Annotated in this window: 23 protein-coding genes; 17 read left to right on the top strand and 6 right to left on the bottom strand. The window is 66.2% G+C overall.

The features are described 5' to 3' along the window. The first annotated feature begins 175 nt into the window (after positions 1–175). Entirely contained in the window at positions 176–2,971 is a 2,796-nt protein-coding gene (locus AC1DKR_RS02355) for a beta-glucosidase family protein (protein WP_132824855.1), read from the top strand. 102 nt (positions 2,972–3,073) lie between these two features. Here AC1DKR_RS02355 and AC1DKR_RS02350 read toward each other — a convergent pair whose 3' ends face one another. Then, on the bottom strand, positions 3,074–3,979 hold the full coding sequence (locus AC1DKR_RS02350) for a LysR family transcriptional regulator (RefSeq protein WP_363733599.1): 906 nt from the start codon (positions 3,977–3,979) through the stop codon (positions 3,074–3,076). A gap of 104 nt (positions 3,980–4,083) precedes the next feature. Between AC1DKR_RS02350 and AC1DKR_RS02345 the strand changes: the two genes are divergently transcribed. From AC1DKR_RS02345 to AC1DKR_RS02335, 3 genes are all read left to right on the top strand, one after another. Next, the gene (locus tag AC1DKR_RS02345) at positions 4,084–5,442 is read left to right on the top strand and encodes an MFS transporter (RefSeq protein ID WP_442244559.1); all 1,359 of its coding nucleotides are present in this window, start codon (positions 4,084–4,086) and stop codon (positions 5,440–5,442) included. Next, positions 5,442–5,828 (top strand): DUF4440 domain-containing protein, encoded by a 387-nt coding sequence (locus tag AC1DKR_RS02340; RefSeq protein ID WP_442244560.1) that lies wholly within the window; start codon positions 5,442–5,444, stop codon positions 5,826–5,828. Before AC1DKR_RS02345 ends, AC1DKR_RS02340 begins: the two co-directional genes overlap by 1 nt. Before the next feature lie 156 nt (positions 5,829–5,984). After that, the gene (locus AC1DKR_RS02335) at positions 5,985–7,895 is read left to right on the top strand and encodes a CocE/NonD family hydrolase (protein ID WP_336029121.1); all 1,911 of its coding nucleotides are present in this window, start codon (positions 5,985–5,987) and stop codon (positions 7,893–7,895) included. A gap of 149 nt (positions 7,896–8,044) precedes the next feature. Here AC1DKR_RS02335 and AC1DKR_RS02330 read toward each other — a convergent pair whose 3' ends face one another. Further along, positions 8,045–8,998 (bottom strand): helix-turn-helix transcriptional regulator, encoded by a 954-nt coding sequence (locus AC1DKR_RS02330; RefSeq protein ID WP_478030857.1) that lies wholly within the window; start codon positions 8,996–8,998, stop codon positions 8,045–8,047. A 91-nt stretch (positions 8,999–9,089) separates the two neighbouring features. Further along, complete coding sequence (locus AC1DKR_RS02325) at positions 9,090–9,422, bottom strand: hypothetical protein (RefSeq protein WP_312108752.1); 333 nt, start codon at positions 9,420–9,422, stop codon at positions 9,090–9,092. A 128-nt stretch (positions 9,423–9,550) separates the two neighbouring features. Between AC1DKR_RS02325 and AC1DKR_RS02320 the strand changes: the two genes are divergently transcribed. From AC1DKR_RS02320 to AC1DKR_RS02280, 9 genes are all read left to right on the top strand, one after another. Next, a complete protein-coding gene (locus AC1DKR_RS02320; protein ID WP_025878504.1) occupies positions 9,551–10,309 on the top strand; it encodes an SDR family NAD(P)-dependent oxidoreductase in 759 nt (252 codons plus the stop codon). Positions 10,310–10,441: 132 nt separating this feature from the next. After that, entirely contained in the window at positions 10,442–10,891 is a 450-nt protein-coding gene (locus tag AC1DKR_RS02315) for an MgtC/SapB family protein (RefSeq protein WP_032975262.1), read from the top strand. A 177-nt stretch (positions 10,892–11,068) separates the two neighbouring features. Beyond that, positions 11,069–12,727: an L-lactate permease gene (gene lldP / locus AC1DKR_RS02310; RefSeq protein WP_478030854.1), complete on the top strand. Its 1,659-nt coding sequence runs from the start codon at positions 11,069–11,071 to the stop codon at positions 12,725–12,727. Positions 12,728–12,779: 52 nt separating this feature from the next. Beyond that, on the top strand, positions 12,780–13,544 hold the full coding sequence (gene lldR, locus AC1DKR_RS02305) for a transcriptional regulator LldR (RefSeq protein WP_100460307.1): 765 nt from the start codon (positions 12,780–12,782) through the stop codon (positions 13,542–13,544). Positions 13,545–13,548: 4 nt separating this feature from the next. Next, complete coding sequence (lldD, locus tag AC1DKR_RS02300) at positions 13,549–14,688, top strand: FMN-dependent L-lactate dehydrogenase LldD (RefSeq protein ID WP_478030852.1); 1,140 nt, start codon at positions 13,549–13,551, stop codon at positions 14,686–14,688. Further along, positions 14,685–16,391 (top strand): D-lactate dehydrogenase, encoded by a 1,707-nt coding sequence (gene dld, locus AC1DKR_RS02295; RefSeq protein ID WP_478030850.1) that lies wholly within the window; start codon positions 14,685–14,687, stop codon positions 16,389–16,391. Before lldD ends, dld begins: the two co-directional genes overlap by 4 nt. 92 nt (positions 16,392–16,483) lie before the next feature. Beyond that, positions 16,484–16,915, top strand: coding sequence for an SMI1/KNR4 family protein (locus AC1DKR_RS02290; RefSeq protein WP_478030848.1), 432 nt, complete (start codon positions 16,484–16,486; stop codon positions 16,913–16,915). After that, entirely contained in the window at positions 16,912–17,088 is a 177-nt protein-coding gene (locus AC1DKR_RS02285; RefSeq protein WP_478030846.1) for a hypothetical protein, read from the top strand. The genes AC1DKR_RS02290 and AC1DKR_RS02285 overlap by 4 nt, the downstream gene beginning before the upstream one ends. Before the next feature lie 130 nt (positions 17,089–17,218). Then, complete coding sequence (locus tag AC1DKR_RS02280) at positions 17,219–18,085, top strand: hypothetical protein (protein ID WP_478030844.1); 867 nt, start codon at positions 17,219–17,221, stop codon at positions 18,083–18,085. Positions 18,086–18,134: 49 nt separating this feature from the next. Here the strand turns inward: AC1DKR_RS02280 and AC1DKR_RS02275 are convergent, their stop codons facing one another. Beyond that, positions 18,135–18,428, bottom strand: coding sequence for a hypothetical protein (locus AC1DKR_RS02275; protein WP_025878511.1), 294 nt, complete (start codon positions 18,426–18,428; stop codon positions 18,135–18,137). Between the two features lie 168 nt (positions 18,429–18,596). On the opposite strand from AC1DKR_RS02275, the gene AC1DKR_RS02270 reads away from it, so the two are divergent. Both AC1DKR_RS02270 and AC1DKR_RS02265 read left to right on the top strand, forming a co-directional pair. Continuing rightward, the gene (locus AC1DKR_RS02270; protein WP_478030842.1) at positions 18,597–19,259 is read left to right on the top strand and encodes a decarboxylase; all 663 of its coding nucleotides are present in this window, start codon (positions 18,597–18,599) and stop codon (positions 19,257–19,259) included. Between the two features lie 68 nt (positions 19,260–19,327). Beyond that, the gene (locus tag AC1DKR_RS02265; protein WP_478030840.1) at positions 19,328–20,101 is read left to right on the top strand and encodes a CDP-diacylglycerol diphosphatase; all 774 of its coding nucleotides are present in this window, start codon (positions 19,328–19,330) and stop codon (positions 20,099–20,101) included. On the opposite strand, the gene AC1DKR_RS02260 is transcribed toward AC1DKR_RS02265, so the two are convergent. Continuing rightward, a complete protein-coding gene (locus tag AC1DKR_RS02260; RefSeq protein ID WP_478030838.1) occupies positions 20,098–20,622 on the bottom strand; it encodes a GNAT family N-acetyltransferase in 525 nt (174 codons plus the stop codon). The genes AC1DKR_RS02265 and AC1DKR_RS02260 overlap by 4 nt on opposite strands. Before the next feature lie 300 nt (positions 20,623–20,922). Here AC1DKR_RS02260 and AC1DKR_RS02255 point away from each other — a divergent pair, with 300 nt between their 5' ends. Both AC1DKR_RS02255 and AC1DKR_RS02250 read left to right on the top strand, forming a co-directional pair. Beyond that, the gene (locus AC1DKR_RS02255) at positions 20,923–23,649 is read left to right on the top strand and encodes a TonB-dependent receptor domain-containing protein (protein WP_478030836.1); all 2,727 of its coding nucleotides are present in this window, start codon (positions 20,923–20,925) and stop codon (positions 23,647–23,649) included. Between the two features lie 113 nt (positions 23,650–23,762). After that, positions 23,763–24,395, top strand: coding sequence for a hypothetical protein (locus tag AC1DKR_RS02250; RefSeq protein ID WP_478030834.1), 633 nt, complete (start codon positions 23,763–23,765; stop codon positions 24,393–24,395). A 27-nt stretch (positions 24,396–24,422) separates the two neighbouring features. Here AC1DKR_RS02250 and AC1DKR_RS02245 read toward each other — a convergent pair whose 3' ends face one another. Next, positions 24,423–25,064, bottom strand: a complete 642-nt coding sequence (locus AC1DKR_RS02245) for a hypothetical protein (protein ID WP_059064427.1) — start codon at positions 25,062–25,064, stop codon at positions 24,423–24,425. Positions 25,065–25,238 lie beyond the last annotated feature (174 nt).

The following is a 25,238-nucleotide window of genomic DNA, read 5'->3' as shown; positions in this document are numbered from 1 at the left end:
CCTGCGCGGCCCGGACAGGCAGGTTGTCACGCACGGGAGGAGGGTCCCGCGCGCAGACCGGCCCGTCCTCTGGCCTGCAAGGCGTTGCCCGGCAACGCATGCCCGGCATGACGCTGCACCCTTCGGCGGCACTTTCCCTGGACCGATTGCCTTGGCAACGGAATTACGCCCGCCGATGAAAACGTTTACAAAGCCGCTCGCCCTGTCCCTGGCCCTGTCTGCCGCACTGGCCACCCCGGCCTGGGCCGACTCCGCCGCCTTCACCGTGCTGACCCTGGAACAGGCGCCGACCGCGGACGCGATGCCGGCCCTGGCTGCCCAGTTGAAGACCCTGCAGGTGGATGCGGTCAGCGTTCGCCAGGTACAGCGCGGCATCGGCCAGGTCGATCCGCTGCAGCTGCTGGCCGATGGCCTGGGCTACCAGTACCGCTTCATCGCCGCCGGCAAGGATGACGGCCAGACCCAGCACGGCCAAGCCGTGCTGACCCGGCTGCCGATCGCCGCCGAATCCGGCCCCGACCAGCCGGGCCTGAACTACCTGCGCCTGGATGACGGCCGCCATGCAGTGGCGGTGTACACCGACGCTGGCGCCGGTGCTTCGCAGTTGCCGGCACTGGTGTCGCGTTCGCGACTGGGCGCGCCGGCGGTGCTGCTCGGCGCGGTGGCCGGTGAATCGGCCAAAGCGGCCGGCTTCGATCCGGCACGCGTGGCCCTGGAGGCCGATGCCAGCTATTTCAGCGATGGCTTCCAGGCCGCCAGCAGTGCGCCGTTCAAGGTTGAAGGCAGCGCGCTGCGTGCAACCCTGCTGACCCTGGCCTATGCGGCTGACAAGGGCGGCGAGCAGCCGTGGATGGATACCACGCTCACCGCCGATGCGCGCGCTGCGCTGCTGCTGAAGGCGATGACCGAGGACGAGAAGTTCCAGATGCTGCACAGCTACTTCGGGCTGGGCAAGGACGGTGGCAAGCTGCCGGAAGGTGCGGTGGGTTCGGCCGGTTTCGTGCCGGGCGTAGCGCGCCTGGGCATTCCGTCGCAGCAGTCGGCCGACGCCGGCGTGGGCGTGACCAATCCCGGTGGCATCCGCCCGGGCGATTTCGCCACCGCCATGCCGTCGGGCCCGTCCACGGCGTCCACCTGGAACCGCGGTGTTGCCTTTGCCGGTGGCGCGACGATGGGCCGCGAAGCCTGGCAGCAGCGCTTCAACATCCTGCTGTCCGGCAGCGTCAACCTGCAGCGTGACCCGCGCAATGGCCGTAACTTCGAATACGCCGGTGAAGACCCGCTGCTGGCCGGTTCGATGGTCGGCGCAGTGATCCAGGGCGTGCAGAGCCAGCACGTGATCTCCTCGATGAAGCACTTTGCGCTGAACGACATGGAGACCCGCCGCAACTTCCACGACGTGCGCATTGGCGAGCAGGCCATGCACGAGTCGGATTTGCTGGCGTTCGAGATCGCGCTGGAAGCCGGCCGTCCGGGCGTGGCGATGTGCTCGTACAACAAGATCAACGGTACCTACGGCTGCGAAAACGGCTACCTGATGAACCAGGTGCTGAAGCAGGAGTGGAAATTCCCCGGTTTCGTGATGTCCGACTGGGGCGGCGTGCACAGCGGTTCGAAGGCGGCGCTGGCCGGCCTGGACCAGCAGTCCGCCGGTGAAGTGTTCGATGCGGCGGTGTTCTTCGATGAGCCGCTGCGCCTGGCCGTGCACGGCGGCGTGGTACCGCAGGCGCGCCTGAACGACATGGTCGCGCGCATCCTGCGCACGATGTTCCTGCACGGCAACTTCGACAACCCGCCGCAGCACCAGAAGGTCGACGCTGAAGCCGGTTTCGCCGTGGCCCAGCGCACGGTGGAAGAAGGCAGCGTGCTGCTGCGCAATGAAGGCAGCCTGCTGCCGCTGGCCGACAGCGCCAAGCGCATCGTCATCATCGGTGGCCATGCCGACAAGGGCGTGATCGGTGGCGGTGGTTCGTCGATGGTGGGCGTCACGGCCAAGGGGACCAACGCGGTGCCGGGCGTGCTGCCGACCACCTGGCCGGGCCCGGTGATCTTCCACCCGTCCTCGCCGTTGGAGTCGCTGCGTGCCGCGCGTCCGGATGCCACCATCACCTATGTGGACGGCACCAATGCCGCCGCTGCGGCCAAGGCTGCTGCACAGGCGGATGTGGCCATCGTGTTCGCCACCCAGTGGGCGGCTGAATCGGTGGACCTGCCGGACATGCAGCTGCCGGACAACCAGGATGCGTTGATTTCGGCGGTGGCCAAGGCCAACCCGAAGACCGTGCTGGTGCTGGAAACCAACGGCCCGGTGCGTACGCCGTGGCTGGCGCAGGTGCCGGCGGTGCTGCAGGCCTGGTACCCGGGTATCCGTGGCGGTGAAGGCATTGCCGCACTGCTGACCGGCCAGGCCAATCCGTCCGGCCGCCTGCCGGTGACCTGGGTGGTGGACGAATCGCAGTTGCCGCGCCCGCACATCGATGGCCTTGGCTTCAAGCCGGCCAAGCCGTTCGGCGATGTGTTCGATTTCGATATCGAAGGCGCCAACGTCGGCTACAAGTGGATGGCGGCCAAGGGCCTGACCCCGACCTTCGCCTTCGGCCACGGCCTGTCCTATACCTCGTTCGCCTATGAAAACCTGAAGGTGAGCGTGGAGGGTTCGCGCCTGGTTGCCAGCGTCGACATCCGCAACACCGGCAAGCGCGCCGGTGCCGACGTCGCCCAGCTGTACCTGAAGCTGCCGGCCGGCAGCGCCACGCCGATCCGCCTGATCGGCTACGACAAGGTCGAGCTGCAGCCGGGCGAACAGCGCCGCATCCGCATCGAAGCCGAGCCGAAGACCCTGGCGCATTACGATGCGCAGGCACGCCAGTGGAAGATCGCTGGCGGCACCTACCAGGTGCAGTTGTCGCGCAACGCCGCCGAGCCGCTGCAGACGGTGGACGTGCAGCTGGTGGAGCAGGTGTTGCGCTGATCCGCCGCGGTACTGATGGTTGAAGACACGGCCCCGCAAGGGGCCGTGTCTGTTTGCGGGGTGCCGCTGCGCTCGCCGGGCCATGCCCGGCGGGCGAAGGATTCAGCTGGCGTCGTCACCAAACCACCCGCGCAGGAAATCGATCAGCTGCCGCACCTTCGGTGAGGGCTGGCTGCTGTGCGGGTACACCGCGTACACGCTCTGCTGCGGGAAACGATGCTGGCGCAGCACCGGCCGCAGGCGGCCGTGGGCGAGATCGTCCTCGATCAGCCAGCGTGGCAGCACGGTCACTCCTGCACCGGCCACGGCGAACGCGCGCAAGCTGCTGGCCCCATCCACGCGTATCACCGCGTTGCCCGGATTGGTGGCGAACAATGCATCGCTGCCATCCGGCGCGACCACTGGCACATCGGCCAGGCGCGGATAGCCGAGGCGGGGCAGGGTGCCCAGCAGTACCGGATCATCCGCCGCCTCGGCGGATCCCAGTCGCGCCAGCAATGCCGGAGCGGCCACCGCGCACAGCGGGTGACGTTCCAGCTCGGTGGCATGCAGTTGCGAATCGGGCAGGCGACCGAGGCGGATCGCCAGGTCGAAGCGCTCGGGAATCAGGTCAGCCGGTGCCGGCGAGGTCGATAGATGCAGCACCAGCGCTGGATGCTGCGCGCGGAAGGCTTCCAGTGCTGGAATCAGCCGCAGCTGCGCGTACTCCGGGGTGGTGGTCAGGCGCAGCACGCCCTGCAGCTGGTGCTGGTCGCGGCGCGCGGCATCGATGGCGGCCTGCGCGGCATCCAGTGCCTGCACGCAGTGCTGCAGGAACTGTTCGCCGGCCTCGGTCAGCGCCAGATGGCGGGTACTGCGCAGCAGCAGGGTTACCCCCAGCTCCTGCTCCAGCCGCTTCAGGTTGAAGCTGACCACGGCCCGGCTCAGGCCCAGGCGCTCGGCGGCGGCGGTCAGGCTGCCGGCCTCGACCACGGCACGGAAGATATCGAAGCGATCGAGGCTGACCATGGTGGGTGATTGTCAAAACAGGTTTGACAGTGTTGCAGCTGCCGTCGTGTTTTTCCAACAACGCTGGTCCGCGATGCTGTCGCCTTCGTTGCTGGAGCCTGCTGATGCCTTCCCCACGCCTGCGCCATGAGGCGATCTTCCTGCTGGTGTTCGCCCTGGACCTGGTCAACATGTTCATCGCCACCGTGGCCTACCCGGCGCTGGCGGCCGAGCTGCATGCGGACATCGGCACCCTGGCCTGGGTGGGCACGGCCTACATGCTGGGCCTGAGCGTGGTGATTCCGCTGGCCCCGTGGCTGGCCGCGCGCTGCGGCGAGCGTCGCCTGCTGCTGGCTGCCTTGGTGCTGTTCGCGGTGGCTGCGGGCCTGGCCGGCGCCGCGCCGTCCATCGGCTGGCTGCTGGGCTGGCGGCTGCTGCAGGGGTTGGCTGGCGGGCTGCTGATTCCGGTGGCGCAGGCGGCGGCGTACCGGCAGTGCACGCCTGAGCAACGCGGTGCGCTGACCCGGCGCATCCTGCTGGTGGCGTTGCTGGTGCCGGCACTTGCACCGGCTCTTGGCGGCCTGCTGGTGAAGTGGCTGTCCTGGCGCGGCGTGCTGTGGGCCAGCCTGCCGCTGGCGGTGCTGGCGATCGCCCTGGTGCTGGCGTGGATGCCGGCCGATGGCCTGCGCAGTGCGCCACGCCTGCAGGGCTATGCACTGGCCACCGCGATGTCTGCGCTGGGCGCGTTGCTGCTGGCATTGACCTGGCTGGGTGAGCCCGGCCATCGCTTCGCCGGCGCAGGGTTGCTGCTGCTGGCAGCAGTGCTGGCCGTCGCCCACCTGCGTAATGCACGCCGGCAGCCGCAGCCGCTGCTGCGCTGGTCGCTGCTGTCCCATCGAGGCCTGCGCATGGCGATGCTGGTCTATCTGGCGGTGCCGGGTGTGTTCATCGGCAGCCAGCTGGCCAGTACCCTGCAGCTGAACCACGCCGGTTACAGTGCCGCGCAGATCGGCGCCCTGATGCTGCCGTGGGCGTTGGCCTCGGCACTGGCGATCACCGGCAGCCGGCGCTTGCTGGCGCGCTTCGGGCCGGGCTCGGTGCTGCGGCTGGGCATGGTCCTGCAGGCCAGCGGTCTGCTGCTGATGGCGCTGCAATCGCAGCCCCCCTTCGCGCTGGCCGCCATGCTGTTCGCCCTGATGGGTGCTGGCGGCAGCCTGTGCAGCAGCACCGCGCAGACGCTGGCGTTCCATGGTGTGGACGCCGAGGCGCTGGGCGATGCCAGTGCACTGTGGAACCTCAACCGCCAGCTCAGCTTCTGCCTGGGCACCGCCGCCATCGCCCTGCTGCTGGCCTTGGCCATGCAGTGGTGGCCGGCGCATGCCACCAGCGCGGCGCTGGGCCTGGCGGCCGTACTCACCCTGTTGCCGCTGGTGCTGCTGCGCCGGTCGCAGCTGCATTCCCTTTCCACTCCGGAGACTGCTTGATGGACATGACCGCCGAACACGAAATCCACCTGCTGCACGACAAGCTGCAGGCCTGGTTCCGGGCAGAGATCGAGGCCGATGCACTGGCTGATCTGATGGGACATTTCTGCGCGGACTTCAGCATGGTCGGCATCTCCGGTCGCAGGTTGGACCGCGCCGCCGTGCAGGCGCTGTTCGTGGGCGGACACGGCGCCCGGCCGGGACTGCGGATCGCCATCGAGGCCGTACAGGCGGTGGAAGCGCCGTCGCCGCTGGCGGCGCTGCGTTATCGCGAGGGACATGCCGTGGGTGAGGGAGAAACCGCGTGGCGGGAATCGCTGGCAGTGCTGCGGCAGGAAGGAGGGCGCTGGCGCTGGCTGGCCCTGCATGAAGTACCGGTGGCGTGATGGATCCGCCGGGCATGGCCCGGCGAGCGCAGCGGCGGCAGACCGCACATGTGCCATCAGTCCTGCCTGTAAACGCCGCAGAATGCAAAGCAGGCACACGCTTTGCCGGGGTCTACGGGAGTAGGCTGGGGCCTTTCCTGCCGGGAGGTGATGTCCATGCGTGTGCGTGCCGTTGCTGTTGCCGTAGCCCTGAGCCTGTCCAGCGCCGTGCTGGCCGCCGACACGCCGCCGATGACCCCGGACATCAGCGGAAAACCCTTCGTCGCCCCCGATGTGGGCCGCGACTACGACAAGCGCGTGGTGATGGTGCCGATGCGTGATGGCACCAAGCTGTACACGGTGATCGTGGTGCCCAAGGGCGCCCGCAATGCACCGATCCTGCTGACCCGCACGCCGTACGACGCCGCCGGCCGCGCCAGCCGCAGCGATTCGCCGCGCATGCGCGATCTGCTGCCGCAGGGCGATGAAGTGTTCGTCGATGGCGGCTACATCCGCGTGTTCCAGGACATCCGTGGCAAGTACGGTTCCGAAGGCGATTACGTGATGACCCGGCCGCTGCGTGGGCCACTGAACGGTACCAAGGTCGATCATTCCACCGATGCGTGGGACACCATCGATTGGCTGGTCAAGCATGTGCCGGAGACCAACGGCAAGGTCGGCATGCTCGGCTCATCGTACGAAGGCTTCACCGTGGTGATGGCGCTGACCGATCCGCACCCGGCACTGAAGGTGGCCGCGCCGCAGAGCCCGATGGTCGATGGCTGGATGGGTGACGACTGGCTCAACTACGGCGCCTTCCGCCAGGTCAATTTCAACTACTTTGCGATGCAGACCGAGAAGCGTGGCAAGGGCACGCCGCTGCCGTCGCTGGGCTACGACGATTACAGCACTTTCCTGCGCATCGGCTCGGCCGGCGACTACGCCCGCTTCACCGGTGTGGACCAGCTGACCTGGTGGAAAAAGCTGGTACAGCACCCCGCATACGATGCGTTCTGGCAGGGCCAGGCGCTGGATGCGGTGATGGCGAAGACGCCGCTGAAGGTGCCGACCATGTGGCTGCAGGGCCTGTGGGACCAGGAAGACATGTGGGGTGCCAACCACGCCTACCAGGCGATGGAAGGGCGCGACACCGGCAACACCCACAACTACCTGGTGATGGGCCCGTGGCGGCACAGCCAGGTGAACTATGACGGCAGCCAGCTTGGGGCGCTGAAATTCGATGGCGATACCGCGCTGCAGTTCCGCCGCGACGTGCTCAAGCCGTTCTTCGACCAGTACCTGGTGGATGGCGCGCCGAAGGCCGATACGCCACCGGTGCTGATCTACAACACCGGTGAAAACCACTGGGACCGCCTGCAGGGCTGGCCGCGCAGCTGCGAGAAGGCGTGCGCGGCAAACAGCAAGCCGCTGTACCTGCGTGCCGGAGGCAAGCTGGCGTTCCAGGCGCCGGCGGCAGGCGAGGGCGACTTCGAGGAATACGTGTCTGATCCGTCCAAGCCGGTGCCGTTCGTACCGCGCCCGGTGCGCTTTGGCGACCGCGACATGTGGACCACCTGGCTGGTCAAGGATCAGCGCTTCGTCGATGGCCGCCCCGACGTGCTGACCTTCATCACCGAGCCGTTGACCGCACCGCTGCGTATCGGAGGTACGCCGGTGGTGAACCTGCAGGCGTCCACCAGTGGCACCGACAGCGACTGGGTGGTGAAGCTGATCGACGTGTATCCCGATCAGGAAGCATCGACGCCGGAGATGGGCGGCTATGAGCTGCCGGTGTCGCTGGCGATCTTCCGCGGCCGCTACCGCGAGAGCTTCAGCGACCCCAAGGCGCTGGCGGCCAACCAGGTGCTGCCGTACCGTTTCGACCTGCCCAACGCCAACCACACCTTCCAGAAGGGCCACCGGGTGATGGTGCAGGTGCAGTCCAGCCTGTTCCCGCTGTACGACCGCAACCCACAGACCTACGTGCCGAACATCTACCTGGCCAAGCCGGGTGACTACCAGAAGGCCACGCAGCGGGTATGGCACAGCGCCGCGCAGGCCAGCTACATCGAACTGCCGGTGTACTGAGACAGAGGGGATGACGCCGGGCACGGCCCGGCGCTACCCCGGTCGCGCGATGTCGGTAGCGCCGGGTGGGTAGTGCCGGCCGCTGGCCGGCAACGCGATGGTGCGAAAGCGTGTCGACCAAGGTCGACACCTGCCCGGGCAGATGCGCTTCAACCAACCTTCGAAGGGCCGGTGCGCCAGCGGCTGGGCACCAGCCCGAAGCGCTTGCGGAATGCGGCAGCGAAGTTGCTGGGATGCCGATAGCCGGTTTCCGCAGCCGCCTGTTCCACGCTCCAGCCAGATTCGCGAAGGCCCTGCTCGGCATGTCGCATGCGTTGTTCGTGCAGGTAGTCGAACACCGAGCAACCATACTCCTGGACGAAGTGCCGGCGCAGTGCGCTGGGGCTCATGCAGGCCAGTTGGGCAAGTTCCAGCAGGCTGTGCGCATGGCCAGGGTCGTCGTGCGGGAACGTCCGTACGCGCTCCAGCCGCGCCCGCTGGCCACTGCGCAGCGCACGCGCACCTTCGGCGTGCAGATCATCGGCCTGCAGGCCGGTGGACAGCAACTGCAGGGCAATGCCCTCGCGCCACAGCGCATCCAGGCCGTCCTGCCAGGGGCTGTCGAACAGCTGCGCGAGAGGCGGCAGCATCGCGTGCGGAATGGCCCAGTGCCTGCATTCCATGTGTGAACCCAATGCCCGCTGCAATTGCGGTTGCCGCAGCAGGTCCGGGTCCAGATCGGCTGGCACCATCAGGCTGATGCCACGCAGGCGCATATTGCCCGGATGGACGCCGACCATTGCCACATGGTCGCGGTGGCTGGTGGTCACTGCGGTGCCTGCGCGCAGGCTGAAGTCACTGCGGTTGGGAACCTGCACGTCGACCTGGCCCTGCAGCATCACGCGGATGACCAGGCCGGGCCGTTCGTGCGCTGTGGCGGTGTAGGCGATGCGGTTGTGCACATCCGATGCGAGCAGGCTCATGCCGCCGCGCAGGGTCTGTTCGTGCAGGTCGCCGTGACCGGCCCACTGTTCTTCGCGCAGCTGGCTTGGATCGGCACGGTAGTCATAGCCGTGTCGCTGGCCAAAACGGCGGTAATCGGCAAACGTGAAATATCGGGACATCGCTCGGCGCTCAACCATAGATGATGGGTGCCGGCGACGATGTGCCCGCACGTTCCATCGTGCACCTGCAGCGCGGATCGGTCCTGCGCTTTCAGAGTTGGAAATAGATTCCTGTCATTTTCTCCAATGCCAGCCCGAATGCGATATCCAACGGGTCAATCGATTGGCATTTACGGCCAAGTTGAAGATCGCGCAGCAATGCGCGTGCGTACTGTAACTGCTCGGGGCGGGTGATCGATTCGTCTTCGTAGTGGTCAAAGAGCAGGCCGAACCGGGTATTGAGGGTAGTGAGGAAGCCGCTGTCGAACAGCAGATCGACCGTGGCATCGCTGAGCATCACTTCGTACAGGTGGCCAGGCAGGCAGGAATCGGTATCCAGCCGCCGTTCGGCATCGGCAGAAAGTGGAACGCAGGCTGTACGCATGGGAGCTCAGGTGGCGGGCACGCGCGCAAGTATCACGCATGCAGCGCTTTCGTCACGACGAAGGGCGTAGTGTCGGTGAGGTCGGACGGTTCTGTCCGCATCGATTTCCCAACAGATGGAGACCACAGATGATTGATTACCGACTCAACGGAAAAACCGCGATCGTCACCGGCGGTGTATCCGGTATCGGCCTGGCGGTAGCTGAAACGCTCGCTGCATCGGGCGCGCGCATATCGGTGTGGGACCTGAAGCAGGATGCGGTGGATGCCACGGTGGCCACGCTGCGCAACCAGGGGGCCGAGGCCATCGGTGTCGCGTTGGATGTCACCGACGAGGCGGCGGTGGAAGCGGCGGTGCAGCGCACGGTGAAGGAACTGGGCGGCGTGCATGTTGCAGTGAATAACGCTGGCATCGGCGGGCCAGCGGCAAGCAGCGGCGACTATCCCATCGATGGCTGGAAGCGCGTGGTCGATGTGAACCTGACCAGCGTGTTCCTGTGCCAGCGGGCGCAGATCCAGGCGATGCGCACGGCGGGCAGCGGCGGCAGCATCATCAACATGGCCTCCATCCTGGGCCAGGTCGGGTATGCCGGTTCGACCGCCTACGCGGCGGCCAAGCACGGCGTGGTCGGCCTGACCCAGACGGCTGCATGGGAGCACGCTGCCGATGGCATCCGCATCAATGCGGTGGGCCCGGGCTTCATCAACACGCCGTTGCTGGAAAAGATGGACGCCAAAGTGCGTGCCACCCTGGAGGGCCGGCACGCACTCAAGCGTTTGGGAACGCCGCAGGAAGTGGCCGCGCTGGTCGCCTGGCTGGCCAGCGACGATGCCTCGTTCGCGACGGGTGCCTACTACGCCATCGACGGTGGTTATCTGGCGCAGTAGTGCCGGCCGCTGGCCGGCAACTCCCGTTGCATGGAACAAGGCGGCATCGCCCGGTGAAGAGGGCGTGCCATCGCCTTCACCCCCGTCCCACGGCCGCCGAGCAACGCTCCGGGAAACTTCCGGAGCCTCCCCATGGAACTTACCCAGGACATGTCCATTCTGCTGCGCGTGGCCGCCGCCATGGTATTTGGCGGCGTGCTGGGCGTTGAACGTGAGATGGGCAAGCACGCTGCCGGCCTGCGCACGCACATGCTGATTGCCGGTGCCGCTGCGCTGATCGTCGGCCTCGGTGATTCGGTGGCCGAACACTTCCAGCAGGAACGCTACCGCGATCTGCTGCAGGTCGACCCGGTGCGATTGATCGAAGCGGTGGTGGCCTGCGTGGGCTTCGTTGCCGCAGGCACCATCCTGCGCGGCAATCGCGAAGACCAGGTCAGCGGGCTCACCACCGCCAGTTCGCTGGTGATGGCCGCGGCCATCGGTATTGCCGTGGGCATCGGCAAGTACGTGATCGCGCTCGGTGTCAGCGTACTGTGCGTGCTGGTGCTGGCGTTGATACGGCGGGTGGAGAAGAAGTTGTAATCGCTAAATGGTACTACCAATAATTCCGTATAGCCCTATGGTCTAATAGGCTGTCGGCAGGATTGGAGGTTCAATTCGCGCCTGTGGTCCGATTGTTGGTCAATGTGGTACGACCAATATATGGCGGGCCCGACGCCCCCACCCGGTGGGGAACCTCCTGTTCCTGTCGAGAGCCCTATGCAGCCCTGGCAACACGTGTACGACCCCGCCGGCAACCTGTGGTTGTCGAGCCTGATCGCGCTGCTGCCGATCGCCTTCTTCTTCATCGCCCTGGCCGTGCTGCGCATGAAGGGCTGGATCGCCGGTACCATCACGGTGGCCATCGCGCTTGCCGTGGCGCTGCTGTTCTATCGCATGCCGGTGGCGCAGGCGCTGGGCGCGGCCGGCTTCGGCTTCGTCTATGGCCTGTGGCCGATCGCCTGGATCATCATCGGCGCGGTGTTCCTGTACAAGGTTTCGGTCAAGACCGGCCAGTTCGACATCATCCGTGCCTCGATCCTGTCGGTCACCGAGGACCAGCGATTGCAGATGCTGATGGTCGGCTTTGCCTTCGGCGCCTTCCTGGAAGGTGCAGCCGGGTTTGGTGCGCCGGTGGCAATCACCGCCGCGCTGCTGGTCGGGCTGGGCTTCAAGCCGCTGTATGCGGCCGGCCTGTGCCTGATCGTCAACACCGCGCCAGTAGCGTTCGGCGCAATGGGCATCCCGATCATCGTGGCAGGGCAGGTGACCGGCCTGGATGCCTTCGAGATCGGCCAGATGGCCGGCCGCCAGCTGCCGTTCCTGACTGTCATCGTGCTGTTCTGGATCATGGCGATCATGGACGGCTGGCGCGGCGTCAAGGAAACCTGGCCGGCGGTGCTGGTGGCAGGCGGTTCGTTCGCCATCGCCCAGTACCTGACCTCCAACTTCATCGGCCCGGAACTGCCGGACATCACCGCCTCGCTGGCGTCGCTGGTCTGCCTGACCCTGTTCCTGCGCCGCTGGAAGCCGGTACGGATCTTCCGCTTCGATACCGAAACCAGCGCTGAGGCGGCCGCACAGGCAATGGAGGCGCCGCGCCACAGCGTCGGCCAGATCGCCAAGGCGTGGTCGCCGTTCCTGATCCTCACTGCGATGGTCACCGTGTGGAGCATCAAGCCGTTCAAGTCGCTGTTCGCAGCCGGTGGCCCGCTTGAAGGCTGGGTGCTGAAGATTCCGGTGCCGGGCCTGGACCAGATGGTGCAGAAGATGCCGCCGATCGTCGATGCGCCGCTGAGCTATGAGGCGGTCTACAAGTTCGACTGGTTCTCGGCCACCGGCACGTCGATCATCCTGGCGGCAGTGATCGCGATCATCGCGCTGCGGATGCCGGCCAAGGCTGCGCTGCAGACCTTCGGTGAAACCGTGCGCGAACTGCGCATGCCGATCTTCTCGATCGGCATGGTGCTGGCCTTTGCCTTCATCGCCAACTATTCGGGCCTGTCGGCCACACTGGCGCTGGCATTGGCGCACACGGGCAAGGCGTTCCCGTTCTTCTCGCCGTTCCTGGGCTGGCTGGGCGTGTTCCTGACCGGTTCGGATACCTCGTCCAACGCACTGTTCTCGGCGCTGCAGGCCACCACCGCGCAGCAGATCGGCGTGTCCGACGTGCTGCTGGTAGCGGCCAACACCACCGGCGGCGTCACCGGCAAGATGATCTCGCCGCAGTCCATTGCCATTGCCTGCGCAGCGGTGGGCCTGGCCGGCAAGGAATCGGACCTGTTCCGCTTCACCGTCAAGCACAGTCTGATCTTCACCACGATGGTCGGCCTGATCACCCTGGCCCAGGCCTACTGGCTGACCTGGATGATTCCCTGAGCATGCACAACAGGCCGACCAACAGCGGCGTGCTTCGGGCCACAATGGCGCCATGAGCACACAACGGGTTTCGGACAAGGTGGCCGCGCAGCTGCGTGCGCTGGTGCAGGAACGGCAGCTGCAGCCGGGCGACAGGCTGCCGGCCGAACGCACGCTGGCGGTTCAGCTGGGGGTCTCGCGCACCGCGTTGCGCGAGGCCATTGCACAGTTGGCCAGCCACGGTCTGCTGACCGCACGCGTGGGTGGTGGAACCTATGTGAGCGAGCCCGCCGCACGTGCGCGGCAGGCGCTGGATGAGCCCCTGGTGCCGTACCTGCCGTTGTTCCAGGGCGACCCGGAATATCGCTTCGACGTGCTGGAAATCCGCCACGCGCTGGAAGGCGCCACCGCCTGGCACGCGGCGCTGCGCGCTACCGACGAAGATCGTGCGCGTATCGCCCAGGCGTTCCAGACCATGATGGACGCGCATGGCAAGGACGACCCCACCGGTGAAGCCGAAGCCGATGCGGCCTTCCACCTGTCCATCGCCGAGGCATCGCACAATCTGGTGCTGCTGCAGGTGATGCGCGGTCTGTTCGAGCTGCTGCAGACCAACATCTCGCAGAGCCGTGAAAAGCTGTACACCTCGGCCAGGACCTTCTCGCCACTGTCCGACCAGCACCGCGAAATGATGGATGCGGTGCTGGCCGGCGACCCCGAACGTGCGCGCGCCGCCGCGCATGCCCACCTCGAGTTCGTGCACACCACGCTGCGCACGCTTGATGACAACGAAGCCCGGCGTACGCGGGCTTCGCGCCTGCCTTCCCCACACGGTTGAACCCATGATCATTTCCGCCTCCACCGATTACCGTGCAGCAGCCGAGCGTCGGCTGCCGCCGTTCCTGTTCCACTACATCGATGGCGGCGCGTATGCCGAGCACACGCTGAAGCGCAACGTGTCCGATCTGTCAGACATCGCGCTGCGCCAGCGCATCCTGCGCAACATGTCCGACCTGAGCCTGGAAACCGAGCTGTTCGGCGAGAAACTGGCGATGCCGGTGGCGCTGGCCCCGGTCGGTCTGACCGGCATGTATGCCCGCCGTGGCGAAGTGCAGGCGGCGCGCGCGGCCGACAGCCGTGGCATTCCGTTCACGTTGTCCACGGTGTCGGTGTGCCCGATCGAAGAAGTCGCGCCGGCGATCCAGCGCCCGATGTGGTTCCAGCTGTATGTGCTGCGCGACCGTGGTTTCATGCGCAACGCGCTGGAGCGCGCACAGGCGGCGGGTGTGACCACACTGGTGTTTACCGTGGACATGCCTGTACCCGGGGCGCGCTATCGCGACGCACACTCAGGCATGAGTGGCCCGAATGCTGCAATGCGCCGTATCCGCCAGGCGATCACTCATCCGCGCTGGGCGTGGGACGTGGGCCTGCGCGGACGCCCGCACGATCTTGGCAACATCTCCACCTACCGTGGCAACCCTACGGGCCTGGAGGACTACATCGGTTGGCTGGGCAGCAACTTCGATCCGTCCATTTCGTGGAAGGATCTGGAATGGATCCGCGAGTTCTGGAAGGGCCCGATGGTGATCAAGGGCATCCTCGACCCGGACGATGCGCGTGACGCAGTCGCCTTCGGCGCCGATGGCATCGTGGTCTCCAACCATGGCGGCCGCCAGCTCGATGGTGTGCTGTCCACTGCACGTGCCTTGCCTGCCATCGCCGATGCGGTGCAGGGCGACCTGAAGATCCTCGCCGACTCGGGCATTCGCACCGGCCTGGACGTGGTGCGCATGCTGGCGCTGGGCGCCGATACCGTGCTGCTGGGTCGCGCCTTCGTCTATGCGCTTGCCGCGCAGGGCGAGGCCGGCGTGGCCAACCTGCTGGACCTGATCGCCAAGGAAATGCGCGTGGCGATGACCCTGACCGGCGCGCACCGCATCGCCGATATCGGCCGTGATTCGCTGGTGCGCCTGCCATGAGTGATCGCAACGCGGTGCTGGCGCAGTTGCGTGCCGCGGTGGGGGACCGCCACGTGCTGACCGGCGACAAGTCCACCCGTCGCTTCCGTCGCGGCTATCGTTTCGGCGACGGCCCGGTGCTGGCGGTAGTCCGCCCGGGCACGCTGCTGCAGCTGTGGCAGGTGCTGCAGGCGGCGGTGCAGGGCGGCGCGGCGATCATCCTGCAGGCAGCCAATACCGGCCTGACCGGCGGCTCCACCCCCGATGGCGACGACTACGGCCGGCCGATCGTGCTGGTCAGCACCCTGCGCCTGGCCGGCATCCAGCTGTTGAACGAAGGCCGCCAGGTACTGTGCCTGCCCGGCGCGACGCTGGACCGTCTGGAGCAGACGCTGGCACCGCTGGGTCGCGAGCCGCACTCGGTGATCGGCTCGTCGTGTATCGGCGCCTCGGTGCTGGGCGGCATCTGCAACAACTCCGGTGGCGCACTGGTACGCCGTGGCCCGGCCTATACCGAGCTGGCACTGTATGCGCAGGTCGACGCACAGGGCGAACTGCAGCTGGTCAACCATCTGGGCATCGCGCTGGGTGATACGCCCGAGCAGATCCTGCAACGCCTGCAGGACGGCGACTACCGCGCCGCAGATGTCAGCAACGGGGAGGGCCGCGCCGCCTCCGATCCGCGTTACGCCGAGGAAGTACGCAAGGTGGATGCAGATACGCCGGCACGCTTCAATGCCGATCCCAGCCGTCATTTCGAGGCGGCCGGATCTGCCGGCAAGCTGGCCGTGTTCGCGGTGCGTCTGGACACCTTCGAGAAGGAGGCCGCCGAGGTCTTCTATATCGGCAGCAACCGCACCGACAGCCTGACCGCGATCCGCCGCCAGCTGCTGACCGGCTTCGAGCGCCTGCCTATCGCCGGCGAGTACATCCACCGTGATGCCTATGACATCGGTGAGCGCTACGGCAAGGACAGTTTCCTGCTGATCGACAAGCTCGGCACCGCGCGCGTGCCGGCCGCGTTCGCGCTGAAGAGCCGGGTCGATGGCTGGTTCGAACGGCTCGGCCTGCGTGGTGTCACCGACCGGGTGATGCAGGCGCTGACCGGTCTGCTGCCTTCGCACCTGCCCAAGCGCATGGGCGAGTTCCGCCAGCGTTACGAACATCATCTGCTGCTGAAGGTTTCCGCACAGGATGCGGCCGCCACCGAGACGTGGCTGCGCAGCTTCTTCAGCGATCACGAAGGTGGTTACTTCCACTGCACGGCGGACGAAGGACGCAAGGCCTTCCTGCATCGCTTCGCCGTGGCCGGTGCCGCCGTGCGCTATCGCGAAGTGCACCGCGAGCAGGTGCAGGACATCGTCGCGCTGGACATCGCGCTGCGCCGCGATGACGCCGACTGGTTCGAGCAGCTGCCGGCTGATATCGATGGCCGCCTGCTGCACAAACTGTACTACGGCCACTTCCTGTGCCACGTGTTCCACCAGGACTACATCGCGCGCAAGGGCGAAGACCCGATGGCCATCGAGCACGCGATGTGGGCGTTGCTGGACCGCCGCGGTGCCGAGTACCCGGCCGAGCACAATGTCGGTCATCTGTATCCGGCCAAGCCGGCGCTGGCCGGCTTCTACCGCACGCTGGACCCGAGCAATACCTTCAACCCCGGCATCGGCCAGACATCGAAGGCGAAGGGCTGGGGTGGCTGCGACTGTGACGGGCACTGATGGCAAACGCGTCGAAAATTCGGATTCTTTGTATTCCAGACTCATCGCCTTGGCATTAGCCTTAGCCCTTGCCTGAGACGGATACAGGATCGATGCAGAGCGCAAATGAAATATGGCTTTCCATCAAAGTATCGCTTTTCGAGAAGAACTGTCTTGATGAGATGCAGCTACGGCCAGGAGCTTCCGAAAGTGAATTGATTGAGATGGAGTCCCAGTTGGGAGTTGTTCTGCCAGATCTGCTGAAGCAGATGCTGATGATTCACGACGGACAGGATGGGTTCGGGCTTCTTTTCGGAAATCAGATGCTCTCGATAGCGGAGATCCTGCGACAGTGGCAGGGATGGCGGGAGATCGAGGCTGACGGGATGAACGAAGACTGCGCTGAGTTCATGGGGGCTAGCCCTCCTGGGGTGGTGAAGGCCATGTACACGAATGCGCGCTGGATACCGCTCACGCATGATGGTGGTGGAAATCATATGGCCTGGACTTCGATCCGGATGCGGGAGGGGCTGAGGGTCAGATGATTGCATTTGGCGCCGACGAAGATACGAAATATCTTCTCGCACGTACTTTTGATGATTTTGTGGCGAAGGCCTTGGGGTGGATCCAACAGTCGCGTTGGAATGACGGCGACCTGCAATCCATGGCCGATGATGGTTTTGCTCCTCCTGCGATTCTGCGTAGCATCAGCGGATAGCCTTGGATTTCGCTCTCTTGATGGCTCCCTGCATTGCTCGCGACGTGATCGGAAATTGATTCGGGGAGCCCGTTCTTCTCTGCGTTACCATCCGTGTTCCCTAGGCACGCACCGATGCGCAGGAATTGCGATGCAGAGAACGATTATTCGCACCGTGCTGAGCACGCTGCTGCTGTCCGCTCCGCTGCTTGCGGAGGCTGCCGCACCCGTTCAACACGATGCCGCAGGCAACCGACTTGAAGCGCTATTGCTGCAGGGCGGGCAGGGGCCGGACGGCCCGGAGCGCTACTGCACTGCTGATGGCCAGTGGTGCGTGCAGGCGCTGCCTTCAGCGGGCGAAGACCGGCCAGCCTCGCTGGAAGTTGCCGAGCGCGCGGATGCTGAAGGCGAGCCGCAGATGCGCTACGTGCCCATCGACGTGGTTGACGATGGCGACCTGCGGGTCTGGCCCTTCATCGTGCGCCTGGCTCCCGGTCCCGGGGCAGCTCAGGCCGTGGCCGATCCACAACAGGCCGCATTGCAGAACGTGCTCGTCGGCGGTCTGGTGGAGGCCCGTGCGATGTATTCCGGTGGCGGTGCCAGCGCATCGACCCTGCACCTGGCGCGCATCCGTCATCTCGACGATGGCATCCAGGTGGACGCCGACGTGCTGTCCGTTGCGTGGTCGGCCAACAAGATGATCCGGGCCTGTTTCAGCGAACGCGATTTTGATCAGCGCGCCGGCGCCTGCCATGACGAGTACAGCTTCGATGCGGAACTTGCGCTGGCGGCCGAAGCGCAGGACATGCCCGTACTGCGCTACCAGACCGGGGCCACCAACTATCCGGCCGGGGTATCACCGCAGCGGGACTCGCTGGCCAAAGGGCGGTTGACGAAGAAGGACCTGCGCACCGAACAGGATGCGCAATGCAGCTACACGCGCACCTTCCGCTTCACGTCAGGGGCGTACCAACCGGACCAGCCGCTGCCGGAGTGCTCGGCCTACACCGAGCCCTGAGCCATGGAGCCGGGCGCATGCCCGGCTCTGCGCAACGGCCGTGACGCGCTTACTCGCAGCGGGTGGCGGTGATGATGTTGTCCTTGTCCACGAACACGCGCAGGCGGTCCTGGCGGATGTCCTTGGTGGTGATGGTGGCCGGGCCGATGGGGTTGACCATGCCGGCGCCGCTTTCGCTGGACAGGCGGCGGATGTTCGGCTCGTTGGCCGGCTGGCCGATGGCCCAGCCCAGCTGGCTGGCATCGCAGCGGCCACTGCCCTTGACCTCCGGGCCGGGAGTGCTGACACAGGCCGACAGCAACAAGGCCGAGGCGGGCAGCAACAGAGTCAGGCGGATGGTCATGCGGGCGCTCCTGCGCAGGGGATTGGCGGCACGATAGCACTGACCGCGCGAAACCCGGCAGCGTTCGGGTCATTGCCCGCGCGGCCGCCGCACTGCATAGTGGCCGGCGTTGCCGGCAACGTGCCGGCGGGCAGGCCGGGCCACTCCGGTGCAGGTGTTGGGTCCGGTATGAGGTCAGGCAGTTTCCGTGGCAGGCAGAACGCAGTGAAGGCGATGGCAGTACTGTCGTTGCTCTGCATGGCAGTGGCAGCCATGGCTGCCGAACCGACGCCAGCGCCCGCGGCCGAAGCGCCGGTGTTTGGTGGCTGGCGCAACCTGCAGACCGAAGCTGGTTACCAGCCGGCGCAGCGCAACCTGGCGTTCGCGATGCTGCCGCAGGCCGCAACCCGTGGTGATCGCTTCGCCATCCTCGACCGTGAAGGCAAGCGCACGGTGTGCTGCCTGCAGGTGGCCAGCGAGTCGCTGGGTGTTGCCGCGCTGCGCGAGCAGTACCACCTGCCGCAGGCCGGGGTGACCGATCTGAGCAACGGCCGCAGCCCCGCGCGCCCGTATCTGCCGCATGTCTATGCGATGCAGCGGGTGGATGAACTGGCCGATTATGGTTTCGCCGATGTTGCCGGCGCCTACAGCGACCTGGGCGGGCTGCTGCTGCCCGACGCCGCCGCCTTGGCTGCCGATGGCACTGAAGTGCGCGTGGGCGAGGGCCATTATCGCCTGCAGTTCCAGCGCCAGCCGCTGGCCGATGATGACGGCGCACTGGACCGGTACACCCTGCAGTTGCTGCCTGCCGGCGCCCCGGTCGTGGTTGAAGTGCCGTTCGGCACCTACTGATTGCCACATTCCACTGGCTAGAATGGCGCGCGGCGCTGCCTGCGCGCCTGATCCTGCGAGTTGTTGCCGTGCGATTTCTGTTGCTGCCCCTGCTGTTGCTGGCCGGTTGTGCCAGCGTGCCCCCTGCGCCGCCACCGGCCCATTCGGATGCGCTTTGGCGCCTGATCGAACGCGATTGCCAGGGCGCACAGTCGCCACGCGGCGATTGCCTGCAGGTGCGCCCGGCCGTTGATCACCGCGACGTGCTGGTCAAGGACGCGCACGGCCGCTATCAGTTCCTGCTGATGCCACTGGACAAGGTCAGTGGCATCGAGAGTCCCGCGTTGTATCGGCGCGGGGCACCCAATTACTTTGCTGCCGCCTGGCAGGCCCGCACTCGCACCGAGCAGGCACTTGGCCAGCGGTTGCCGCGCAGCGTCGCCAGCCTGGCATTGAACTCGCCGCATGGACGTTCGCAGCACCAGCTGCACATCCACGTCGATTGCCTGCGCGCCGACGTGCTGCGGGCGCTGGAAGACAATCGCGTGGCCCTCGGCACGCAGTGGGCACCGCTGCCGGTACGGCTGCGCGGCCATCAGTACCAGGCGCGGCTGCTGCCGGGCGAAGCATTGACTGCCAATCCCCTCAACCTGCTGGCCTATGGCCTGAGCGGTGTGGACAGGGTTGGTCAATGGAGCCTGCTGGTGGCGGGGCACGAGGACGTGCATGGCGCGCCGGGTTTCATCCTGCTTGCCACGCAGCTGGATCCCGGCAGCGACAACGATGCCAGTGCTGAGGAGCTGCAGGACCATGCCTGCAGCGTGTTGACCGGCGCGGATGCTTCGCTGGAGCGGGTGCGCTAGTTCTCTGCTGACTGCCGTTGCCGCCAGGCAGGTGCTGTCAGGGCGTAGAGCTGGCGGTCCTGCCAGCCCTCGATATCCAGATGGTGGTCGCGCAGCAGGCCTTCGCGCTCGAAGCCGATCGCCTGCAGGGTAACGACCAGCGCGCTGCCTGCATCGGGCGGCAGCAGCACGAACAGGCGACGGATCCCCACCTGTTCGAACAGGAACGTGCACAGCGCCTGCGACGAAGCGTGCAGCTGCCGCCGCTGGGGACAGCCTGCGGCATGCAGCCAACGCAGTTCAACGCTGCGCGCATGCGCGCAATGCAGGCGCAGGTTCAACTGGTCCAGCAGCTCACCCGCTGCGTCGAAGCTGCCCAGCAGCAGCTGATCGTTGTCGTGTTGCAGCTGCGAACGCTGCACACCGCAGAGGAAATGGGCTTCGGCATCGAAATGGTCAGGCGGGTTGCCGCTGCGTTCTACCTGACGATAGTGGTGACGCCAGGCGGAAAGGTCTGAACGCTGCAGCGGGCGCAGCACCACAGGCCCGTGCTGGAGCAGCAGGAGGTGGCGGCGCAGCACCGGTCGCAGCGGTGGCAAGGAAGTAGGGAAATACCGATTCATGGGGTGGGACGATGCCGCAGGCCGCCGAGGGGGAACAATGAAAGAAGTTGCAAATGCAGTGCGGTCGCTGCCTGCGGTCTGATTCGGTTCAGGCATAACGCCATCAAGCCTGGTCATTTCCGTTGCAACCATCCGTTCAGGACACTTTCGTTACGGGATCGTTATGCGCGCACCGTCGCCAACGCCCCGGACCACCCGCCCAACTCCCCCAGGAAGCCCATGTCCGCCTCTTCCCTGGCGCTGCGCCCGCGTCCGCTGGTGCTTGCCTTGTCGTCCCTGATGCTGGCCTCGTTGCCGGCCTTCGCGCAGGAAAGCGCACCCACCTCATTGCAGGAAGTGAAGGTCACCGGCTCGCGCATCCCGCGTGCCGGCGTCGAGGGGCCGTCGCCGGTCACGGTGATCAGCCGCGAGCAGATCGATGCGCAGGGCTACCGCAACGCATTCGATGCGTTGAGCGCGCTCACCGAAAACACCGGCAACGTGCAGGGCGAGGACTTCGGCAACACCTTCACCCCGGCGGCGAACACCATCAACCTGCGTGGCTTGGGCCCGAACCGCACGCTGGTGCTGGTCAACGGCCGCCGTCAGGCCGATTATCCGCTGGCCTACGAAGGCTCGGTGAACGTGGTCAATCTGGCCAACATTCCGAGCGCGCTGATCGAGCGCATCGAGGTGCTGGCCGCTGGCGCATCGGCGGTGTACGGCTCCGATGCCATCGCCGGCGTAGTCAACATCATCCTCAAGGATCGCTTCGACGGCGTGGACGTCAACGTGCGTGCCGGCGGCACCCAGCAGGGCGGTGGTGACAACCAGCGCGTGCAGGTGGTGGGAGGCAGCTCGGGCGAACGCTGGGAAGGCCTGTTCGGCTTCGAACTGGACGTGCGCAAGGCGATCCACGCGCGCCAGCGCGATTTCATGGATTCGCTGGACGATGACCCCACCGGCAAGGCGCCGCAGCCGACGGCCGTCGCCTATCGTCGCAATGCAGCCACCGGTCGCAACATCGATCCGGGCACCGCCGGCTGCGATGCGGCTTCGGCCATCTACGGTGGCAGCGTGCTGCGCGCCAACAACCCGCGGCAGGGCTGGTACTGCGGCAGCAACGAAGCCGCTGCCAGCTACTGGACCGTGCAGACCGAGAAGCGCAACCTCAACGGTTACGGCCTGCTGACCTTCCACGTCAACGAGACCACCGACCTGTTTGCGGATGTCGCGCTGGGCAGCGCACGGATCAACAACAATACCCGTGCGCCCACCTGGACCTCGTCACGCAACTACTTCTACAACCAGAACACGGGCAACCTGGAGAGCTGGTACCGCCGCTTCGCGCCGGAGGAAATCGGGGGCCTGCCGCGCAATGCGAACCGCTTCCTGGAAAACTCGTGGTCGTTCAACGTCGGTGCGCGGGGCCAGATCGGCGACAGCGGCTGGGACTACGAGGCGGTCTACAGCCGCTCGCGCTACGAGAACCACACGCGCCGCCCGGTGCTGCTGGCCGGCATCAACGAGTACCTGCTGGGCCCGCAGCTGGGCGTGCGCAACGGCGTGGAGGTCTATGCACCAGACCCTGCGCGCCTGTTCCAGCCGTTGACGCCCGATGAGTACGGCCGCCTGTCCGACTACCAGGAGAGCCGCAATGCCGCGTGGCTGCAGACCTTCAGCGCGACGGTCAACGGCCGCCTGTTCGCGTTGCCCGGTGGCGATGCCGCATTGGCCGCGGTGGTCGAAGCGGGCAGCCAGGGCTACCGCAATCGCCCGGACCCGCGCTTGGGCACCGGCGAATTCTGGAACACCAGCGCCGGCATCGGTGCTGGTGGCGAACGTGACCGCTATGCGGCCGGTGTTGAACTGCAGCTGCCGTTGCTGCAGTCGCTGACCACCACCCTGGCAGGTCGCTACGACCAGTACCGCGCCGGCGGCGAGCATATCGGAAAGGCGACCTGGAGCTTCGGTGTCGAATTCCGTCCGATCGAAAGCCTGTTGATCCGCGGCACCGCGGCCACCAGCTTCCGTGCGCCGGACATGAACTATGTGTTCGCCACCGAGACCCGAGGCTACAACCCCGGCATGACCGATTACTGGCGCTGCCGCACCGCCGGCCAGTCGTATGACAACTGCGACTACAACGGCCTGTCGATCGACTACAGCAACCGCGCCAACCCGCAGCTGCAGCCGGAGTCGGCCAAATCGTACGGCTTCGGCGTGGTCTGGTCGCCACTGTCCGGGCTGGATTTCAGCGCCGACTACTACGACATCCGCATCGACAACGAAGTGACCAGCCTCGACACCAGCCGCATCCTGCGTGATGAGGCCGATTGCCGGCTGGGCCGCACCCTCGGCGGCGAAACGCGCGACATCAGCTCGTCGCTGTGCCAGGACGCGCTGTCGCGGGTGATCCGCAACCCCTCCACTGCCACCGTGCAGCCGGACCAGGTGACCCGCGTACTGATCAACCCGATCAACGCGGCATCGGAGTCGGTGCGCGGCATCGACCTGAAGGGCAACTGGCGCTTCGATGGGGGCCGCTATGGGCGCTTCACCACGCGCCTGGCCTACACCCTGGTGCTGGAGCATGAGTACAAGCAGTTCGCCGATGACGAAGTGCGCGACATCCGCAATTCGCTGGATGACTACCAGTGGCGCAGCAAGGCCAATGGCAGCATCACCTGGAACCAGGGCGATTGGACCGCAACGATCTATGGCAACCGCTATGGCTCGTTGCCGAAGAGCGATGGCAGTGGCCGCATCGCGCCGTACATGACCTACAACGCCAGTGTGTTCCGCCAGTTCGGCGAGAACCTGACACTGGGTGTGATCGTCAACAACCTGCGCGACAGCCGGCCGCCGGCGGACAAGAACGGTGGCGGTTGGCCGTTCTATCCGGTCGGCAACTACGACCCGTATGGCCGTCAGTTCTGGGTGCAGCTGGATTACCGGTTCCGTTGATGAAGCGGTGAAAAACGAAAGGCCCGGCATTGCCGGGCCTTTCTTTGTGTGGCACTTCGCTTCCAGCGCCATGGAGTGGCATGCTCACCCAATCAGCAGGGAGGAAACAACGCATGGACGTTCGTCATCTGATGGTTGTGGTGCTCGCAGTTGCAGGCTGCAGCAACAAAGAAGAATCACCGGCAGCCGCTGCCCAGAATGCCACGATGGCGCCTGCTGACCGGGTTGAGGCAGCAACACCGATACGCGCTGCTGCGACATCCTTGCACACCGCTCCCGGTTCGCCCGGGTCTGCAGTCATTGCTGCGGCGGCCAAGCCAGCGGAAGGAACGTTCCTCACCGGCGAGCGCAGCCTGTTGAGTGAGGGGGCGATGTCCGTTGAACGATTCCATGCGGTGGTCGGTTCCAACAGAGCATTCGCACAGGCGGTCAGCCAATTCGAGCAGGATGCCGCACGCCAACCGGAAGCACAGGATCTGACCGGGCTGTACAGGTCAGCGGTGACTGCGGCGCTGGACGGGAATACGGACGTGGTCTCGTTCGCATGCGGCTACAGCTTGTGCCTCGGCGAGATCCGCAGCCGGACCGAAGACGGTTTCAGCGCCTGGGCGCGCTCCTTCGGGAAGGGCAACACGCCTCCCGTCTATGCATTCGCAACGGCCGAGTACACCCTGGGCCGGAACCTGCATTCGGGACGCTTCGTGTTCTCCACCGATCCGGCTGCCAACGGCATCACCACCCAGTAGGTCGGGACATGCCGGGCGGATGAAACGTTACGGCAGCGCCTGCACCAGGTACGACTCGATGACGTAGCTGAAAGGCTGCTGCTGGCGGTCGCGCAGCAGTGCGCGCACTTCCAGGATCACACCATGGTCGCCTTCGCCGCGCGGCGGCCAGAACGTCTGGTCGGTCACGGTCTGGCGCTGGAAGCCGAGCGGACCGACCACGCGCCCGAACGGCTCGTCGGTGGTGTCGAGCACCTGGTTCATGGCCGGGCTGAGATGGTCGGGCAGGTACCAGTTGTCGGCCTCGGACAGCACGCGGCTGCCGCAGGCCAGCTGCACGCGCCGGTAACGCAGGGGCGTGGAGGCAGTGGCGCCCAGGGCCTGCAGTACGTCGGCCGGCGCGGTCTTGTCCTGGCCGTGCACACGCACGGCACGGACCCGGGCCTGCTCGGCCAGGCCGTGCTCGGCGCACCAGCTTTCCAGGGTGGCGGTGGCGCTCTGGCCGGCCAGCACGCGCTGGTGCAGTACCTCCACCAGCGCAGCCGAGGCGATCCGCTGCTGGCCCGGCGGCGCCTGCAGGGGCGCGCTGGCGCTGGCATCGGTGGCGGACAGGCTGGCGATCGGGGCAGCGGCCAGCAGGGACGCGGCCTGCCAGCGGCGAAGACGATCGTGGCGGTCGGACGGGCCCATGCGGCATCACAGCGGAAACAGGTGCCCATGTTACCCGTTCAGGCGTGTATCCGGCGTCCCTGCGGCGCACGGTCGCGGACGGGATTCATCGCGCCGGTGAATGCATGGCATGCAGATATTTCGTTGGCCGATGGACGCGGCGGCGGGCAGGATGGCGCCAGTGTTGGCTTTCCG

Source organism: Stenotrophomonas sp. 01N47 (assembly GCF_056399165.1).
The sequence above is the reverse complement of the archived record's forward strand: the minus strand, read 5'-3'. Positions and strand labels throughout refer to the sequence as shown.

What these genes read in the sequence shown, in the direction of transcription:
- AC1DKR_RS02355 (WP_132824855.1), top strand. Translation starts at nt 176, where the DNA reads ATGAAAACGTTTACAAAGCCGCTCGCCCTGTCCCTGGCCCTGTCTGCC.
- AC1DKR_RS02350 (WP_363733599.1), bottom strand. Translation starts at nt 3,979, where the DNA reads ATGGTCAGCCTCGATCGCTTCGATATCTTCCGTGCCGTGGTCGAGGCC.
- AC1DKR_RS02345 (WP_442244559.1), top strand. Translation starts at nt 4,084, where the DNA reads ATGCCTTCCCCACGCCTGCGCCATGAGGCGATCTTCCTGCTGGTGTTC.
- AC1DKR_RS02340 (WP_442244560.1), top strand. Translation starts at nt 5,442, where the DNA reads ATGGACATGACCGCCGAACACGAAATCCACCTGCTGCACGACAAGCTG.
- AC1DKR_RS02335 (WP_336029121.1), top strand. Translation starts at nt 5,985, where the DNA reads ATGCGTGTGCGTGCCGTTGCTGTTGCCGTAGCCCTGAGCCTGTCCAGC.
- AC1DKR_RS02330 (WP_478030857.1), bottom strand. Translation starts at nt 8,998, where the DNA reads ATGTCCCGATATTTCACGTTTGCCGATTACCGCCGTTTTGGCCAGCGA.
- AC1DKR_RS02325 (WP_312108752.1), bottom strand. Translation starts at nt 9,422, where the DNA reads ATGCGTACAGCCTGCGTTCCACTTTCTGCCGATGCCGAACGGCGGCTG.
- AC1DKR_RS02320 (WP_025878504.1), top strand. Translation starts at nt 9,551, where the DNA reads ATGATTGATTACCGACTCAACGGAAAAACCGCGATCGTCACCGGCGGT.
- AC1DKR_RS02315 (WP_032975262.1), top strand. Translation starts at nt 10,442, where the DNA reads ATGGAACTTACCCAGGACATGTCCATTCTGCTGCGCGTGGCCGCCGCC.
- lldP (WP_478030854.1), top strand. Translation starts at nt 11,069, where the DNA reads ATGCAGCCCTGGCAACACGTGTACGACCCCGCCGGCAACCTGTGGTTG.
- lldR (WP_100460307.1), top strand. Translation starts at nt 12,780, where the DNA reads ATGAGCACACAACGGGTTTCGGACAAGGTGGCCGCGCAGCTGCGTGCG.
- lldD (WP_478030852.1), top strand. Translation starts at nt 13,549, where the DNA reads ATGATCATTTCCGCCTCCACCGATTACCGTGCAGCAGCCGAGCGTCGG.
- dld (WP_478030850.1), top strand. Translation starts at nt 14,685, where the DNA reads ATGAGTGATCGCAACGCGGTGCTGGCGCAGTTGCGTGCCGCGGTGGGG.
- AC1DKR_RS02290 (WP_478030848.1), top strand. Translation starts at nt 16,484, where the DNA reads ATGCAGAGCGCAAATGAAATATGGCTTTCCATCAAAGTATCGCTTTTC.
- AC1DKR_RS02285 (WP_478030846.1), top strand. Translation starts at nt 16,912, where the DNA reads ATGATTGCATTTGGCGCCGACGAAGATACGAAATATCTTCTCGCACGT.
- AC1DKR_RS02280 (WP_478030844.1), top strand. Translation starts at nt 17,219, where the DNA reads ATGCAGAGAACGATTATTCGCACCGTGCTGAGCACGCTGCTGCTGTCC.
- AC1DKR_RS02275 (WP_025878511.1), bottom strand. Translation starts at nt 18,428, where the DNA reads ATGACCATCCGCCTGACTCTGTTGCTGCCCGCCTCGGCCTTGTTGCTG.
- AC1DKR_RS02270 (WP_478030842.1), top strand. Translation starts at nt 18,597, where the DNA reads ATGAGGTCAGGCAGTTTCCGTGGCAGGCAGAACGCAGTGAAGGCGATG.
- AC1DKR_RS02255 (WP_478030836.1), top strand. Translation starts at nt 20,923, where the DNA reads ATGTCCGCCTCTTCCCTGGCGCTGCGCCCGCGTCCGCTGGTGCTTGCC.
- AC1DKR_RS02250 (WP_478030834.1), top strand. Translation starts at nt 23,763, where the DNA reads ATGGACGTTCGTCATCTGATGGTTGTGGTGCTCGCAGTTGCAGGCTGC.
- AC1DKR_RS02245 (WP_059064427.1), bottom strand. Translation starts at nt 25,064, where the DNA reads ATGGGCCCGTCCGACCGCCACGATCGTCTTCGCCGCTGGCAGGCCGCG.